20 protein-coding genes are annotated in these 16421 nt (G+C 65.0%); 5 read left to right on the top strand and 15 right to left on the bottom strand.

Annotation, left to right across the window (positions count from 1 at the left end; genetic code table 11):
* Nucleotides 1-40 precede the first annotated feature (40 nt).
* Entirely contained in the window at nucleotides 41-832 is a 792-nt protein-coding gene (locus Q8K99_04680) for a nitroreductase family protein (GenBank protein MDP2181849.1), read from the bottom strand.
* Nucleotides 833-1076: 244 nt separating this feature from the next.
* Between Q8K99_04680 and Q8K99_04675 the strand changes: the two genes are divergently transcribed.
* Nucleotides 1077-1610 (top strand): hypothetical protein, encoded by a 534-nt coding sequence (locus Q8K99_04675; protein ID MDP2181848.1) that lies wholly within the window; start codon nucleotides 1077-1079, stop codon nucleotides 1608-1610.
* A gap of 72 nt (nucleotides 1611-1682) precedes the next feature.
* Complete coding sequence (locus Q8K99_04670) at nucleotides 1683-2186, top strand: DinB family protein (protein MDP2181847.1); 504 nt, start codon at nucleotides 1683-1685, stop codon at nucleotides 2184-2186.
* Nucleotides 2187-2233: 47 nt separating this feature from the next.
* Here Q8K99_04670 and Q8K99_04665 read toward each other — a convergent pair whose 3' ends face one another.
* Complete coding sequence (locus tag Q8K99_04665; protein MDP2181846.1) at nucleotides 2234-2602, bottom strand: hypothetical protein; 369 nt, start codon at nucleotides 2600-2602, stop codon at nucleotides 2234-2236.
* 12 nt (nucleotides 2603-2614) lie between these two features.
* Nucleotides 2615-3094 carry a GyrI-like domain-containing protein gene (locus Q8K99_04660; protein ID MDP2181845.1) on the bottom strand — a complete coding sequence of 160 codons (480 nt, stop codon included), beginning with the start codon at nucleotides 3092-3094 and terminating at the stop codon, nucleotides 2615-2617.
* A 365-nt stretch (nucleotides 3095-3459) separates the two neighbouring features.
* Here Q8K99_04660 and Q8K99_04655 point away from each other — a divergent pair, with 365 nt between their 5' ends.
* Complete coding sequence (locus Q8K99_04655) at nucleotides 3460-5070, top strand: diguanylate cyclase (GenBank protein MDP2181844.1); 1611 nt, start codon at nucleotides 3460-3462, stop codon at nucleotides 5068-5070.
* Between the two features lie 13 nt (nucleotides 5071-5083).
* Here Q8K99_04655 and Q8K99_04650 read toward each other — a convergent pair whose 3' ends face one another.
* From Q8K99_04650 to Q8K99_04595, 12 genes are all read right to left on the bottom strand, one after another.
* Nucleotides 5084-5560, bottom strand: coding sequence for a hypothetical protein (locus Q8K99_04650; protein MDP2181843.1), 477 nt, complete (start codon nucleotides 5558-5560; stop codon nucleotides 5084-5086).
* A gap of 46 nt (nucleotides 5561-5606) precedes the next feature.
* Nucleotides 5607-6827: an ABC transporter permease gene (locus Q8K99_04645; GenBank protein ID MDP2181842.1), complete on the bottom strand. Its 1221-nt coding sequence runs from the start codon at nucleotides 6825-6827 to the stop codon at nucleotides 5607-5609.
* Nucleotides 6827-7606 carry an ABC transporter ATP-binding protein gene (locus tag Q8K99_04640; GenBank protein MDP2181841.1) on the bottom strand — a complete coding sequence of 260 codons (780 nt, stop codon included), beginning with the start codon at nucleotides 7604-7606 and terminating at the stop codon, nucleotides 6827-6829. Before Q8K99_04640 ends, Q8K99_04645 begins: the two co-directional genes overlap by 1 nt.
* The gene (locus tag Q8K99_04635; protein ID MDP2181840.1) at nucleotides 7599-8894 is read right to left on the bottom strand and encodes an efflux RND transporter periplasmic adaptor subunit; all 1296 of its coding nucleotides are present in this window, start codon (nucleotides 8892-8894) and stop codon (nucleotides 7599-7601) included. The genes Q8K99_04640 and Q8K99_04635 overlap by 8 nt, the downstream gene beginning before the upstream one ends.
* A 124-nt stretch (nucleotides 8895-9018) precedes the next feature.
* Entirely contained in the window at nucleotides 9019-9708 is a 690-nt protein-coding gene (locus Q8K99_04630; protein MDP2181839.1) for a response regulator transcription factor, read from the bottom strand.
* 10 nt (nucleotides 9709-9718) lie between these two features.
* The gene (locus Q8K99_04625; protein ID MDP2181838.1) at nucleotides 9719-10963 is read right to left on the bottom strand and encodes a sensor histidine kinase; all 1245 of its coding nucleotides are present in this window, start codon (nucleotides 10961-10963) and stop codon (nucleotides 9719-9721) included.
* A 76-nt stretch (nucleotides 10964-11039) separates the two neighbouring features.
* Nucleotides 11040-11375, bottom strand: coding sequence for an AzlD domain-containing protein (locus tag Q8K99_04620; protein MDP2181837.1), 336 nt, complete (start codon nucleotides 11373-11375; stop codon nucleotides 11040-11042).
* On the bottom strand, nucleotides 11372-12073 hold the full coding sequence (locus tag Q8K99_04615) for an AzlC family ABC transporter permease (GenBank protein ID MDP2181836.1): 702 nt from the start codon (nucleotides 12071-12073) through the stop codon (nucleotides 11372-11374). The genes Q8K99_04620 and Q8K99_04615 overlap by 4 nt, the downstream gene beginning before the upstream one ends.
* A 105-nt stretch (nucleotides 12074-12178) precedes the next feature.
* Nucleotides 12179-12556 (bottom strand): hypothetical protein, encoded by a 378-nt coding sequence (locus Q8K99_04610; protein ID MDP2181835.1) that lies wholly within the window; start codon nucleotides 12554-12556, stop codon nucleotides 12179-12181.
* Nucleotides 12557-12648: 92 nt separating this feature from the next.
* Complete coding sequence (locus Q8K99_04605) at nucleotides 12649-13014, bottom strand: DUF86 domain-containing protein (GenBank protein ID MDP2181834.1); 366 nt, start codon at nucleotides 13012-13014, stop codon at nucleotides 12649-12651.
* Nucleotides 12998-13579: a nucleotidyltransferase domain-containing protein gene (locus Q8K99_04600; GenBank protein ID MDP2181833.1), complete on the bottom strand. Its 582-nt coding sequence runs from the start codon at nucleotides 13577-13579 to the stop codon at nucleotides 12998-13000. Before Q8K99_04600 ends, Q8K99_04605 begins: the two co-directional genes overlap by 17 nt.
* Nucleotides 13580-13646: 67 nt before the next feature.
* Nucleotides 13647-14684: a hypothetical protein gene (locus tag Q8K99_04595; protein MDP2181832.1), complete on the bottom strand. Its 1038-nt coding sequence runs from the start codon at nucleotides 14682-14684 to the stop codon at nucleotides 13647-13649.
* Nucleotides 14685-14929: 245 nt separating this feature from the next.
* Here Q8K99_04595 and Q8K99_04590 point away from each other — a divergent pair, with 245 nt between their 5' ends.
* Entirely contained in the window at nucleotides 14930-16126 is a 1197-nt protein-coding gene (locus tag Q8K99_04590; GenBank protein MDP2181831.1) for an ATP-binding protein, read from the top strand.
* A gap of 22 nt (nucleotides 16127-16148) precedes the next feature.
* Nucleotides 16149-16421 (top strand): adenylosuccinate lyase (locus tag Q8K99_04585; GenBank protein MDP2181830.1); only part of this gene is annotated, 273 nt, incomplete at its 3' end.

Genomic DNA, 16421 nt, shown 5'->3' with positions numbered 1-16421 from the left:
ACATGGTAACGCTAGTTGGGGCTGTCGCGCAACCGTGCGTCTACGCCAGCGGCGTGAAGCGTGCCACGTCGGGGGCCTCGAGCAGCTCCCATGAGCCACGAACGCCGACGTGAAGTGCGCCGAGCTCGGCGTGTAGCATCGCGATGCCGCAGTCGATCGGGGCCGTCCAGTACGCCTTGGGCGCCTGGGCGATCACCAGGGAGTCGCCGTTCATGCGCAATCGCCAGGGCTGTCCGTTACCGCCGGACGGCGCCGGCCTGACGGCACCTGCCGCAGCCTGCGCCCACTGCGGCCAGCCGTCGGAGCCGGCCGCGATCACTGCCAGAGGCTTGCGTGTGGAGGCCCGCACCAGCGTGTGCATAGCCCACTCGGCACCGCGCATCCGCGTCGTCGCATACCCGAGGGGGGTCACGGAGTGTACGCGCTCGTCCGGTGCAAGGGCGATGTGTTCCGCGACCTTCGCGGCATCGAACATGCCGGCTACCCAGCACGTTCCAAGGCCGGCGAGCGTCGCTTCGAGGATGACGGCTTCACCGAGGTAGCCGGAATCGACTTGGGCATTCTTCGGGCCGATGAAGGCCACGAAGGACGGAGCGCCACTGACTGCGCCGTAGCTGCCGAAGAGCCCTTTGAACACAGACTCCGACGCGGCGCTCACGATCTCACAGCGGGCCCGGAGCGGCGACGTCGCGAATCGCGAGCCGGCGGCGGCCAAGCGATCCAGGACGGCGCTATCGACCGGCATGGAATCATAGCTGCGGCGAGATGTGCGGCGGGCGATGGCGTCGTACCACGCCGGGTCCGGCGAGAGGTTGATCACCTGTGGTGGCACGGTTCTCCTTGGCGGGTCGATCGAGCAGGACGGCTGTATCGCACTCACACTGGCCGAATGGGCCGGGAATCGTCAATTGTCCTGGAACGCGCAGCCCTCGCGTGGCTGCGGCCTTTGCCGTCGGTGGGCTTCTCACATCAGCGCAATATGCCGATAGTGGGGAGTAGGAGCACGGGTCGAAACTGACCGCAGGCCGCGTTTGCACGGGGGTTGCGCCGTGAACGAGCCAACACGAGGTTTCCCGTTGAGACGTCAACACCTGGTCGACGTGAGTGGCGCCATCCTTGGCACGCCGGTGATTTCGCTCGTCGACATCGATCGGGCACTCGAGGAAGAGGCGTCGTGGGTGCGCGCACTCGATCCCAGTCCCGATGGCCCTGTCGAGCGATGCGTGGAAGCGCTCCGCGAGCAGCTCGCCGACGTGTCACCTCCCAACGCGCTCATCGCGTTCGTGCGGAATGGACGGGACATGTTCATGTTGAGTGTCCGCCGAGGGAAGCCCGACCTGTCCGACGAGGACTCGTTCTACGCACACGTGACCATTCTGGAACCACTCTCAACTACGCGCGCGAAGCGCACGGTCGCGCGAGCCACCCTCAGCCGCCACAGGGATCCCGTGACGCATGCGATTGGGTATGCGGCGGCTCTCAGGGTCTCCGAGGGCGACGACGGCATCTCCTACTCCTACGAGGGTCTGCTCTTGATTGACAAGGTGTTGAGTAGGCTCTCGGTTGCGCCACACACGGAGCGCGACGTCAACGTAGCTTGGGTCGACTGAGACCGGAGCCTGCGACAGAGGCGCCTGCACGGGGTATGTTCGCACTGAGGACGCGACTCCGGAGGGCGTGCAATGACACGAGATGAGGTTCTCGCCCGGCTCGTCACCGCCCGGGCGGTATTCGACGCCAAGGTCGCCGCGGCGGGCCAAGACGGCTTCGACAAAGTTCCGCCCGGTTTCGTGCATTCCGCCAAGGACATCGTCGTGCACGTGACGGCGTATGAGCGGCTCATCGTCGAGCGGCTGCGCGCGGCCCGGAAGGGCGAAACGACAGCATTCGATCGCGATCGCGAGGGTTGGGAGCCCTACAACGAGCGAGTTTGGGCGGAAGCACGCGAAGCTGACGAGGCGGACGTGATCGAGGAAGCGCGCGCGGTCTTTGGCGATCTACTCGTCGAGGTCCGGGCGCTGTCGGACGCGGAACTTGCCGGCGACGCTGGCATCACAATGGTGCTCGATCCCGCGTGGCTCGATGGCCGGGCGCTGTGGGAGATGATCGGCATCGACGGTTTCGACCACTATCCGATGCACCACGAAACCCTCGACGCCGCTCGTGACGCTGCTATAGAGCTCTAGCTCCAAGCGCGTTCAGCCTGCGAGGGCCCTGAAGAAGAGCAGTCCTCCTACGATTCCAGCGCCCGCTGCGAGCACATGCAGCGCCATGAGTTCCAGCCGAGAGCCAGGAAGAGCGCGACCCACACGGGGACGGCGATCGTGAACCCTTTGAGACTCATGGCGCCCGTGGTGTGCAGACCGCCGAACGCCCATCCGGCGAGGATGCTCACCGGAATCACCCAGACCCAATCGGGCGCGGGGTGTTCGATCACGTAGGGGCCTCCGACGGCGACGAAGCCGGTGCCCGTCGCGAGAATCGCGCGCATGCCGAGGAACAGCGTCGTCACGCACAGCGCAAGACCGGTCGTCCCCACGAACACTGTCGCGAGCGCTCGCGTTGATATGGGGCGTTCTCGGGATCCTTCCACCTCTGACACGGGGCGTGCTCCTCAGGCGTCCCCGATGGGGAATCTAATCTCGGTGAGATAGTCCTCGGGGGCAGTATTATTCGGGTCCGAGTAGTAGAGCTCCATCGGGGGGCCAGAAACAGCGAGACCTTCGTTGGCGATGAATGCCACTACCTTCTCGTAGCTGGGGCCGACCGTGTCGTACGGTCCCTTGTGCATTAGCGACACGACCCGCGTGGCCTCAACGCGCTTGATGCCGATGCCCACCTCGTCGACCGGCAGATCCGGCGGACCGCCGTGCAGTGGAGCCCACAGCTCCCAAAGCGCGTTCTCCTCGGATGTTTCCTCGGGCATCGTCAGGTAGACTGCGGCCGGCATCTTGTCTGGCGCGGGCTTGAACCCGCGTGCCTCGACCCAGCCGTACAGGCGACCGTAGCTTTCAGGGATCTGCGAGTACGGGCCGCGCATCTCGATGAACGCGACGTTCTCGGCCTCGATGTGCTTGATCTCCGGTTCGAACATGTCCCCCACCTCCAGGTCCAACCCCCTACGCTTCCATCGACCTCACTGTCATGAGGATATCGCTCCAACAGATAAACGTGTAGGCGACCAAGAAGATCGCGGCAGCGCCATCCGCGCGACCCGGACTCCCGATAGCGCGAATGGTGTGTCGGTATGATGCGCAGGTTCCGAAGCATTCAAGCACTGGTTGTAGGGGGTGTTCCAGCATGATTTGGGCGCCCCCGCGTCGAACAAGTACAGTGAGAGGGCTTGGCGAGCCTCAGCAGGAACCGGTGAAGGTACGCAACTCGTACCCGGGGCACGGAGTCCCGCATGTCGCTCGGTACTTGCTGGACATGGCTTGACACGAGGGTGGGGGCCACGCCGTGGGCTCGACTACGACCGTACAAGGACTTCTGTACTTCGCTGCAGCGCTACAGGTGATTGCGGCTGGCGTCGCGCTTTTCATGATTCCCCTGAGCGGGCGTCGCGCATCGTGGATCATCCTCTGCGTTGGGCTCGGCGTGCAGGCGTGGCGTCGGGTTCACGCAGCGATGGCCGGCGGGGATCTCACCGAGGCATTGAGCGCGCTCGCCGTCTCGATGCTGCTGCTTGCGGGAATCATCGGGATTCACTCCGTCTTCCTCTCCCTGCGTCGCACCCGACATCAGCTGGCCGAGGAGCGCGAGCGCTCGAGCGCTTTCGTGAATCGCGTGGGTGCGGCGATGGTGGCTCTCGACACAGAGGGGCACATCCTTGACATGAACGATGAGACCGCACGATTGATCGCGGTCCCGAAGGCGGAGGCTCTCGGGCTCAACTGGTTCGACACGTTCGTCGCCGAGAACATCCGCGAGGACGTGCGGAAGAGCTTCGCGGAGCTTCTCTTGTCGCCCGACGGCAGTGACGAGTACGTCGAGTACACACTCATCGGGGCGGACGGCGAGGAGCGGATGGTCGTGTGGCATCGCCGCGTGCTCTGCGGTCCCGAGGGTCGCAACATTGGCATCCGGAGCGCGGGAATCGATCTGTCGGTGCGGCGGAAACTCCAGCAGGAGCTCGCGTTCCACTCCATGCTACTCGACAGGACCAGCGATTCCGTTCTCGTCTACCGGCATGACGGGACCATCATCTACGCGAACGACGCCGCCTGTATCTACCGCGAGTGCTCGCATGACGAGCTGGTCGGGGCCAACATCCGCGATCTCATTGGCGAGGAAGACCTGGAGGAGTTCGAGTCGCGGCTCGAGGCGGTGAAGAACGGCGCCTACACGATCTTCGAGACCGAGGCGCCACGGCCCGGAGGAGGCACACGCCCTCTTGAGTCGAACATCGCGCCAACCAGCGTCGACGGACAGGATCTCATCGTGGACGTGGCTCGCGATGTGAGCGAGCGTCGTCGCTCCGAAGCGGTGGTGCGGAGACTCGCGTACTGTGACCCGCTGACGGGTCTTGCGAACCGTGCGCTCCTTTGGGATCGTGCGGCGCTTGCGATTGCGAGAGCTGAGCGTTGTGGGGAGCGGCTTGCCGTGCTCTTCGCGGACGTGAATCAGCTCAAGACAGTCAACGACCTGCACGGTCACGCTGTAGGCGACCAGCTTCTGCGCGCGGCTGCGAAACAGCTGTCTACGGTCTTTCGCGAAGAAGACACCGTTGCCCGGGTGGGTGGGGACGAGTTCGTCGTGCTCGCCCGGGTCAAGGACGCGGCCGAGGCTTCGGAGCTCGTGGCGCGCGTTACGGCCGGCATAGCATGCGAGCTGCTCATTGGTGGAAACCGCGTGCCGCTCTCTGCGAGTGTTGGAGTTGCCGTGTTCCCTGATGACGGAGTGAACCTCGATGCCCTTATCGCCTTTGCGGACGCTTCGATGTATGCGGCCAAGCCTGGGCAGCAGGTGCCGGGAACGGCTAGCAGCGAGCTCCAACCGCTCTCTGCCGAGGTGGCAGAGAGCGAAACATGGGGGCGAGGCACTCGAGGGCAGTCTCCTCCACCAGCGTAGAGCCGCCCTGCGTCTACTTCACGACGATGGTGGTCGCGGTTGTCACGCCATCGGTCTCGGGTTCGGCGAACACGAGCACCGATGCTCCAGCTTCCAGTTTGGATGCGCCCTCGGTGTATGCCATGAGCGTGTCCGCGGTGGTGTAGACGGTCTGGGAGCTGCCGTTTGCGAGCTTGATGGTCACCGAGTCGGTGGCGATATCAAGCACCTCGCCCTCAAGCGTGCCTCCACGTCGTCCACCCATAGCGCCGATCGGCGCCTGGCTGCCGGTCTGCTCCTCAAAGAACTGCTGGCGCTCCGCGTCGGTCATGTTCTGGAACTTGGCGCGATCCTGCTCGGTCATCTGACCCATGCGCCCGTCGCTTCCACCAGGGAGGCCGCTGCGCCCGGCGGTGGTATTGTCCGACCCAAGGTCTGCGTAGACCGTGCCTCCCCAGAAGGCTGCGCCGACCAGCACGACCACGATCGCGGCGATGATTGCGTTCTTCACTGTGCGTACTCCTCTGTGCTCGGCTCGCACGCGCGAGCTGGTTGCATTACTGGTAGCGGAGCGCGTCTATCGGGCTCATCTTGGCCGCCCGTCGCGCTGGGTAGAAGCCGAACACCACGCCGATGAAGGCGCACACACCGACTGCCAGGCCGATTGCGTCCACGGACACGATCGCCTCGATGCCAAGGAGACCGCCAGCTCCTACCGCGATACCCCATCCGGCAAGGATCCCTAGCGCTCCGCCGATGAGCGTGAGCACGACGGATTCGGTCAGGAACTGCAGCGAGATGACGTTGTCGTCCGCGCCGATGGCCTTCCGCAGCCCGATCTCACGAGTGCGTTCCGTGACAGTTGTGAGCATCATGTTCATGATGCCGATACCGCCGACGAGCAGCGATATTCCCGCGATCGCCGCGAGCAGCATCGTGAACGTTCCGGTGACTGTCGAGACCGTCTCCAGGATGTCGGCCATGTTCTGGATGCGGAAATCGGCGTAGTCGGGGTCGGCGATGTTGTGACGCGAAAGCAGCAGCGAGGTGACGTCCTCCTCGGCGGCATCCATCTCATTCTCGTCGTAGACGGTGAGCGTGATGGTCGAGAGGTACTCATTGCCGGAGACATAGCGCTGCTGTGTAGACAGGGGAACGAGCGCTGAGGAATCAACGTTCGTGAACCCAGACGTTCCCTTCTCTTCGAGCACGCCGATCACGGTCAACAGCATGTTGCCTGACCGGATTCGTTCGCCGGTCGGGTCGATGTCCGCGCCGTAGAGGTCCTCGGCCAGTGTCGCGCCGAGTACCACCACCTGCGCGAACGCGCGGTTGTCGCGCTCGGTTATGAACGCGCCGTACATCGTGTTCAGGCTTTTGACGCCGAGGTAGGCGTCGGTCACGCCCAGGATCGATGCGTTCGCGTTCGTGTCACCTGCAACCAGTTGGCCGTTTCCCGAGGATTCGGGCGCTACTCCGCTGATCCGGTTCAGCTCCGTGAGAGCCTCGGCGTCCTCGACGGTGAGCGACTTGACCGAGGATGCGCCCATGTGGAAACCGCCCCCGCCGCTGCCGCCGGCAGATGGCATGACGGTGAGTAGGTTCGAGCCTGCCGACTGGATGCTGCTCTCAATCGATGCCTGGCTGCCCGCGCCAATCGCGAGCATGGCGATGACGGAGGCGATGCCCACCACGATGCCGAGGATCGTGAGTCCGCTGCGGACCTTGTTCGAGGTGAGCGAGTGCAGGGTCTCGCCGAAGAGGTCGATGATTCGCATCAGACGTCGCCCTCCTCGGCCAGGCCGTTCCCGTAGTGGCGGATGTTGGCTGCGCTTGTGGCGGCGTCCTCGACGATAAGCCCGTCCTGAAGGCGGATTACCCGCTTCGCGCGCCGCGCGATATCGGGTTCGTGCGTGATGATCACGATCGTGCGGCCTTCGTCGTTGAGTCGCGCGAAGAGCTGCATCACCGAGTCCCCGGTCGCGGTATCCAGGTTGCCCGTGGGCTCGTCGGCCATGATGAGCGAGGGGTCGTTGACGAGCGAGCGAGCGATGGCCACACGCTGCATCTGGCCGCCGGAGAGCTCGTTCGATCGGTGAGACCAGAGCTTCTCCTCGAGGTCGACCGCGCGAAGGGCCGCCGCCGCCCGCTCCTCGCGTTCGTCGCCGGGGACGCGTGTGTAGAGCATCGGCATACAGACGTTGCGCATGACGGTGGCCCGTGGCAGCAGGTTGAATGACTGGAACACGAAGCCCACGGTCGTGCGGCGGATCTCTGCGAGTTCGTAGGTTTCGAGGTCGGCGACGTCGCGTCCGGCCAGCCGGTACGTGCCCGACGTCGGCGTGTCGAGACAGCCCAGTATGTGCATGAGCGTGGACTTGCCCGAACCCGATGGCCCCATGATCGCGGCGAACTCGCCGTGACGGATCTCGAAGGTCACACCGCGCAGCGCATGGGTTTCGGCGCCGGCCCCGTCGTACACCTTGTGGAGATCGTAGGCCTCGATCACCACGCCAGTGGCGGTCGGGCTGAGTATCGGCGCCGGGGAGCTAGCCACGCGGACCGCCGCCCATGCCCGGAATCCCGAACCCGCCGCCGGGCTCGCTGTCCGAATCACTCGAGTCGCTTGTCTGCGTCACTACCATGTTGCCCTCGGACAGGCCCGAAACCACCTGGGTCTGCGTTGCGTTCCCGAGCCCGATCTCGACCGTGACCTGGCGGGGCTCGGTCGCTCCGGAATCGAGAACCTGCACGTAGGAGGTGCCGTCAGCGGCTGACTTGAGCGCTGCGTTTGGCACGAGAAGTGCGTTGCGGGCGACCTCGGTCACAATCGTCGCCGATGCTGACATGACCTCGCGCAGCGCCGGATCCGCAACATCGAGAGACAGCCACACGTCGTAGGTGATGACTCCTTGAGTATTGGTGCCCTCGCTGCCGATCTCGTATACCTTGCCCGTCGCGGTGACCTCGGGCAGGGCGGAGAACTCGATGTCGGCGCGCTGATCGAGCGCCAGGGTGGGCAGGTCGACTTCGTTTACGGTGAGGTGAATCGCGAACGGCTGCTTCGGAGCGATCACGACCGGGACGGCCGACGAGCTGCTCGCGGCGGTTCCAGAAGCACTTGAGGCCGCACTTCCGGAGCCCGGGGCTGGCGAAACCGAATCGCCCTTCGCGACGTCGAGCGACCAGATGATGCCTGACGCCGGAGCCTTCACCGTCAGATCGTCTTCGGCGTCCTTCACTTGCTCGTACGCGAGGTACGAACTCGAGCGTGACGCTTTGGCCGAGGAGACACTCGCCTTCGCGGAGGCCACATCGGCCTCGGCTGCCTCGATATCGGCGTCGGTGACCTCGGTGGTCGCTTGCGTGCCGGTGCCCGATGTCGGCGTCTCAGCGGTTGTTCCCGACTCCTGCTCCTGCTGCAGATCCTCAAGGGATTCCAACGAGTTGTTCGCTTTCAGGAGCTGCGCGTCGGCTTGGGCGACGCTCTGCTGCGACTGCCGGTAGCTCGCCAGCGCTTTGGCCGTGTTGGCCTCGGCGGTTGCTGCGTCGAGCGTGAAGAGAACAGCGCCCTTCTTGACCGACTCGCCCTCCTTCACCTTCACCGACGCAACAGTGCCCGAAGCGGCCGGGTAGACGTCCGTCGCCCCGTCGACCTCCACGTTGCCGGTGCCCGAGACGGTGACCGACAGCGTCCCGATCGTCGCGGCCTCGGTCGTGTAGGATGTCGTCGGCTCCTCGGCCTTCGAACGCTGCAGCACCGCGTACGCAGTGCCTGCGACTGCCACGAGCACGACTGCGGCGATCCAGCCTTTGTGTCGCCGCAGCTTCTTGGAAACGGCCATGCTCCACCTCCGTGGGATTCGTGTTCTCCCCTACGGTAGGCTGCGAGCGCGGCGGATTCGTCGTGCGCGGGTAGCGGTTCTGCGTACGCCCCAGGGAGTACGCCAAGGAGGTTGGTCGCGGCCTCTACTCGGCGGGCGGACCCGGCACGACGAGGCCGGACTCGTACGCCATGACCACGAGCTGGGCACGATCGCGTGCGTGCAGCTTCATCATCACGCGGGAGACGTGCGTCTTGGCGGTTGCCGGGCTGATGAACAGCTGGCCGGCGATCTCGTCGTTCGAGAGACCCTGGGCAACCAGCGAGAGGATCTCGTGCTCGCGCTCCGTGAGTGCTTCGAGGGCCTCGGGGTGAGCGCGCCGGACTTCGGGGCGGGACGCGAACTCACGGATCAGGCGTCGTGTGACGCTCGGGGCTAGGAGGGCGTCTCCCTGCGCAACGACCCTGATTGCCTCCACGAGCTGCACCGGGTCGGTATCCTTGAGCAGAAACCCGCTTGCCCCGACACGCAGTGCTTCGTAGACATATTCGTCCGCGTCGAACGTCGTGAGAACGAGAACGCGCGGGGCGGAGGGGTCCTCGGAGGGCTCGCCGTCGTCTGCAAGAATCCTTTGGGTCGCCTCGAGCCCATCCATCCGGGGCATCCGGATGTCCATGAGGATGACGTCGGGTGCGAGCTCCTCGGCAAGTTCGATTGCCTGGATGCCATTTTCGGCCTCACCGATGACGTCGATGTCGGGCGCTGCGTCGAGCAGCACGTGAAACCCGGCACGCACCAGCGCCTGGTCGTCAACGATGAGCACACGAATCGGCATGTGCGTCCTCCTACGTCGCGCTTCGGGCGAGCGGGATGCTTGCCAGCACGCGGAACCCGCCTTCGGTCGCGGGACCTGCAACCAGCGTACCGCCAAGGACGCTCACGCGCTCCGCCATACCCCGGAGCCCGTGGCTCGGGTTGTCATTCGGGTCACTCTCTCTCGCAGATGTGCTACCTACGCCATCATCGACTACCTCAAGCGTGAGTTCCGACGCCGTCACCGTCGCACAGACGCACACGTGGGATGCTCTTGCGTGACGCACGACATTCGTGAGCGCCTCTTGCACTATGCGGTAGGCAGAGACGGAGACGTACGCGGGCACCCCACCGAGGTCGCCGGCGACCGCGAGGTCGACATCGAGTCCAGCGTCTCGCAGGGGAACAACCAGACCTTCTATGTGCGTGATGTCTGCCGCTGGCGCGAGCGGCGCGTCGGCGTCACCGGTGCGCAGTACGTCCAGCATCGAGCGCAGTTCGGCGAGCGCCTGCTTGCCGGTCGCCCGCACATGCACGATCGACTCGCGCGCGCGAGCTGGGTCGTTGTCGAGCAACGCTTCGGCGGCGCTGGCCTGCACGGTAACGATTGACAGGCTGTGTGCCACGATGTCGTGCACGTCGCGCGCGATGCGAATGCGCTCGTCGTCGACGCGCCTCTTCGCTTCCTCCTCGCGCGTGCGCTCGGCTTCAGCCGCGCGGTGCTCGACTTCGGCGATGTAGTCTCGCCGGTTGCGTGTCGTCTCTCCGAGGAAGGCCGCCGCCGCAATGAGGACGAACGCGCCCACGCCTTCTGCCACCCACCTGATGCTCGAGGAGAACGCGAGCAAAGGAATCGCCGCCGCCAGCCCGACTATCAGTAGTGCAAACAAGCCCGATCTGCGGGGTCTGGCATGCGCCGCGACGGTGTAGATGGCGATCATTGGGCCGAGGGTCACGAACGCTGGCGGCGCCTGCTGGAACATGTACGCCAGTGTGCCGATGAAGCTCATCCCGAGTGCGACCCAGGGCAGCCTGCGGCGGATCGCGAGCGGGAGGAACGCTGACGCCGCAAGCAGGTACGCGAGAACGTCAGGTGCACGATCGCCCAACCGGATGAAGCGCGGCTCACCGCCAGGTGGCATCGGGAACGACGGGCGTGCGCGGGCAATGAACCAGATCTGCAAGCACGCGAGAGCAGCCAAGGCGACCGCTATCGCGACATCGAGCACCAGTGGATCGATCTGGGACAGGCGTCTTCTGACGGTGTGCGCATCCATGCACCCATCCTAGTCCGCGCATCGGAGGCTGCACAGCGACCAGGGGCGTAGGTTCGTATGCTACTGCGGGATTACGCTACAGGGCAGCGAGAACCACCTGCGCGACCCAAAGCGCGACCATTCCGGCGACGAGCGTGGCGAGAATGTTGCGGGTGCGCAGCGCTACGGCGAGCGCGATGATGCCCGCGACGGTTCGCTCGGGTGCCAAGTGATAGACACCGTTGGTCTTGAGGTACAGGATGCCAGGCACGCTGAGCGCGGTCATCGCCGCGACCGGCACGTACTTCAGGAGCCGTTCGAGCCAGTGCGGGTGTGGAATGTGCCCGTGCAGCATGATCGGCAGGCTCCGCATCGTCCAGGTCCCGAAGGCCAGCACAATGACGACAAGCCAGAACTGCGCCTGTAGGCTCACGACGACACCTCCTCGGCGGTCCGGCTGTCCTGCCAGGTCCCGAACACCATGCCAGCTACGATGGCAACCACGAGCCCGGTCTGCATAGGAAGCACGGGCACGAGAATCGCGGCGGTCAGCCCGGTGACGACCGCCGCGCCGACAGCGGTCCGGCCCATGAGCGTGGGTGCAAGCAGCGCGAGGAACACGAGTGGTACGGCGAAGTCGAGGCCCCAGGACGCGGGGATGAACGGGCCGGCGATCGCGCCAGCGATGTTTGAGAGCTGCCACGTGCCGGCGAGCGCGATCCAGGCGCCCATGTAGTAGGGGACGACATCGACATCGTCGCGGAAGCGTCCGCGCGTCATCGTTGCGGCGTAGTTCTGGTCGACGAGCATATGGCCGAGGAGCGGGCGCAGACGCCATGAGGCGCTCTCGAGGACCGGTGCCAGCGACACGCTGTAGATGAACATGCGCAAGTTGACGACCAGCGCGGTGCCCAGCGTGATCCAGATCGGCGCTCCGTCGATGAACAGCTGCGTCGCGACGATCTGGGATGCGCCGGCGTTCACGAACAGGGACATACCAAGCGCTTCGGCCAGGCCGAATCCTGCCTGGATGACGAGTGCGCCCGACACGAGCCCGAACGGCACGATGCCGACGAGAATGGGCGCGACCTCTCTCATTCCGGCCGCCATGCTGTGCCGCTTTCGCGACATTGTCGCTCCTTGTCAGGCTGTGGGTGGAGTGACCGATGATACACGGACTCTCCGTGCGTGCGGTAGTCGGCGCGAGGCCGTGGCTCGGGGCGACCTTGCCGGACCCTACCCGAGATTCGGCCAGTGATAGTAGACGGCAGTGATGATCCAGATGTCGAGAAGTGGGCCAGCGACAAACCAGGGGTGCCACCATAGCGCGCACGCGACAAGTGAGGTGACCGATCCGACGACTGCAGCGATCTCCCACACACCGGCGAACCAGCTCGCCCCGAATACGCCGAGGGCGGCAACCGTGAATGCCAACGCGGTGACGACGGGCAGCTCCAGCGAGAGATGCTTGAGTACCGGTGCCGGGACCCACGGCATCAGGCGCGAGCGGGTCGTGTCGAACGGATAGTTCGGGTCGTCGCGCTTCGGCGCCGCCCATCCGAGGTGGATCAGCCCGTGTAGCAGTAGGAACACACCAACCAGTACGCGCGTCATCGACGGCCCTTCCTCGGCGAACTGCGTTCAGCGTACACCTGCCAAGGAGCATCCGGCAGTGCCCCGAGAAGGCACGGTGGTCGAGTCGGCCGCTAGGGACTCAGGTCGGCTTCCGCGCGGAATGCATCGCGTATGGTCGTTAGACGAGGGAGCAGCGCGGGGAGGTCGTCGGAGATGATTCGGGCAACGACCTCCCAGTCGACACCCTCATAGTGATGGACGATGACGTCCCGGGTGCGCGCCATGGCACTCCAGTCGACGTCGGCGAAACGTTCTCGGCCGACAGGGGACACCCTCTTTGCAGCTTCGCCGAGCACGGTGAGGTTCCACAGGATCATCTCGCCCGTGTCTCGGTCGGGGTCCGGGGACCAGTGAGCGGACTCCCCCAGCTCAATGAGGCGTTTCGCTGCGATGACGATGTCTTTCATGACGATCGACTCGTCATGCCGTCCAGACATACACGACCTCCCCGAGAACGCGGTCGCGCAGCCTCTCGCCCAAGGTGTTGGGACGGACAAAGTCCACCTTGCGGCCGAGGACTTCCTCGGCGAACCCTGCTGCAGCGATGAATCGAAGGCCGCCTGGATCCGCGCTTTCGACCAGCAAGTCGATGTCGCTCGCCTGCGTCTGCTCGCCAGTCGCGAACGAGCCGAACACTCCGATTCGATCGAGATGGTACTCCTCGCGGAGCCGGTCGCCGTGATCGCGCAACCGCGCCACGACCTGGCCGAGATCGCGGACAGATGATGCGGCCGCAGCGGTGGGCGAAGCCGCGGAAGTGCTGTACGGAGTCCCCATCTCAGCGACGACAGGGTGGTAGTGGGACAGGTGTTCAAGCCCCAATGCCCCGGCCGCGGCGACGACCCGCTCGAGGCTTGCGGTTCCGTAGCCTGTCGCCTCCCATCGCGCCACCTGCTGTTGACGCACACCGAGGAGCTCTCCTAGCCGGCGCTGAGACATGCCTTGCGCGCGGCGAGTTCGGACAAGCTCGAAGCCGATGTCGAGGTAGGCGGTCATGGCCATAGAATACAACATCCAAGGCGTGGAGAACAACGGCGATGTTGTAACCAGCACCCAACCGTCGACCAGACTACGCGCCTGCCCATTCGAGCACCTGCAGTGCGCGCAGGGTGAGCCACTTGCTCGGTGCGCCCTTGGCCTCGATGTCGGCGAGCATTTTGCCGTTGAAGCTCGTGCGCATCTTCCAGCGCCACTGCTCGTCGGACGCTGTGCGCACGACGTCGATCGCGTGCGCGTGCTCCGGGCACGGAGTCTCGTCGACCGCGACGAGCGACGCGAGCGCCTCGAGCGCGTCGGAGTTGTACGAGAGCGGGAAGCCGAAGCGCGTCCAACCCGGCTTGTCGCCGTAGTGCAGCGGCGTGTGTTCGGCAAGGAACCGCTCCCGCGCCTCACCGACTTGCGCCTTGGGGAGCGGAATGACCTCCTCCTTGAAGTGCTTGTACTCGTCGGGAAGCGAACGCAGGACCTCCTTGTCGCGAAGCGCCTCGACGCACGCGTCGCGAAGCTCCTCGGCACCGCTCGGCCAGGCGTCGCGCGGGACCTCGCCAAGGAACAGCAGCACCTTGGGCGCGAGCATGTGGCAGTACCCGTTCAGCGAATACGGCTGCATGTCCGAGCAGCCAAGGAAGCCGAGCCGCCCGTAACCGTCCGCAATCGACTTGAGCGCCGCGATGACGCGCTCGTCGCACGGCCACCCCATGCGTGCGAGGCCGCGCCCGACGTTGGCCGTGAGGCATGGCATGTGGTAGCTCGCCTTGGGATTCGCGCTCCACGATCCGTCGGTCTTCTGACGCGAGAACGCGTAGTCTGCGGCGCATTTCACGCGAGCGTCGGCACCGTTGGCCCACAGCTCGCCAAGGAACACGAGCTGCCATAGCGACCCGCCGTACTTCTGGTAGTCGCGTCCGGGGATGTCCCAGGAGCCGTCCTCCAGCTGTGCCTCGAGGATGTGCGCGACAGGAGGGTAGGCGTTGCGCTTCGCCCACAGCGCCGTGGTGTCCGCGCTGTCAGCCTCGCCAAGGAGCGTGCGCCGCGTCAGCACCGCGACCGCTGGGGTGTCGGGCTCGAGCAGCCACTTGAGCGTGGCGGCGGGAACGCTGTCGAGCATTCGGACCCCCTCAGCTAGCCTCCCGGCAATGACTTTCACGGTCTTGCGGGTAGTGCGGGAGCATTGCGCGTGTGCTGTGTGCTGTACCCGTTCGCGCACGGGTTCTCACTTGGCTTTGGGGTTCCGGCTGCAACGGGTGGGCCACCGAGGGCACGGCCCCGGAGCGGCGCGAGCCGCCGTCTGAGGGAGTCTATTGCAGGCTTATTGAAACGCGATAAGATGTACTAAACCCTGAAAGGTGATGCGTGGATCCCCGAAGAAATCCCTATACGCCGAACGCCGGGGCCCGGCCGCCGGCACTTGTCGGTCGAGATGAGCAACTGGAGGCGTTCGACATCTTGCTGCATCGCCTCGAACTGGGGCGGCCGCAGCAGTCGATGATCGTCACGGGGCTCCGTGGGGTTGGCAAGACGGTGCTGCTCGGTGCGTTTCGCGACAAGGCGATGGAGCGACGCTGGCTTACCGTTGAGGCCGAGGTCAGCAAGAACTCGGACTTCGCGGATCGCATGTCACGACACGTTCGCAGGGCATTGCTCGGCATTTCTCCGGCAGAGAAGTGGAAGGAGCGGGCGCGGAGTGCCGCGGAAGCCCTGAAGTCCTTCAGCCTCACCTTCAGTCCCGATGGGTCCGTGGCAACCGGATTCACTGCGCAAGCTTCGCCCGGCCGCGCCGACAGCGGCGATCTCGCCAAGGATCTGACCGATCTCTTTGTTGCACTAGGAGAGGCCGCTCGAGAAGGCGACACGGGAATCGTCTTCCTCTTCGATGAGGTGCAGTACTTCTCGGTGCAGGAGTTTGAGGCCCTGATCGCTGCTCTGCACAAGACTGTGCAACGCGCGCTTCCGATCACCCTGGTAGCAGCTGGTCTGCCGCAAATCCCCAAGCTCGCGGGCGAGGCGAAATCTTACAGCGAGCGTCTGTTCACCTTCCCGGTCATCGGCAAGCTTGGCCAGGAGGATGCCGCCGCCGCCCTGGTACTGCCCGCCGAGGAGGAGGGCGCCGCGTTCGAGTCGGCGGCGGTGGCCGCAATCGTCGACTACACCGGGGGCTACCCCTACTTCATCCAGGAGTTCGGCAAGATCATCTGGGATCAAGCCACGGATTCGGCTATCACGGTGGAGGACGCGTTGAACGCCACGCCGCTGGTGGAAGACAAGCTCGACGAGAGCTTCTTCCGAGTGAGAGCGGAGCGCACTACGCCGCTGGAACTACAGTACATGCGAGCCATGGCCGAGCTGGGGCCAGGTGCTCAAAAGGCTGGAGAGGTCGCCGATCTCCTTGGTCGGACCTCGGAGCAGCTTGGCCCGACCCGTTCCAGTCTCATCGAGAAGGGGCTCCTCTATACTCCGAGCCATGGCTACGCAGCGTTCACGGTTCCACAGTTCGATCGGTACATGAAGCGGAACCACCCGCTCGATCCACCGCCTGTCCGTCGTCGCTGATGCGCACTGCTGAGGAGTCACGATGATCGATCGCTACACCCGGCCCGAAATGGGCCGCATCTGGTCGCTGCAGAACAAGTTCGAGATCTGGCGCGAGATCGAGGTGCTTGCCTGCGAGGCGCAGGCGGAGCTCGGAATCGTGCCAGCCGAAGACGTCGCGGTCATCCGCGAGCGTGCCGCCTTCGAGATCGAGCGCATCGACGAGATCGAGCGCATCACCAACCACGACGTCATCGCGTTCCTCACCAACATGGCCGAGCACATCGACGCGGGCCTTGCCGAGGACGATCCCAAG

This window comes from Actinomycetota bacterium (genome assembly GCA_030682655.1).
GTDB lineage: Bacteria > Actinomycetota > Coriobacteriia > Anaerosomatales > JAUXNU01 > JAUXNU01.
This window is presented reverse-complemented; position numbering and strand designations above follow the sequence as displayed.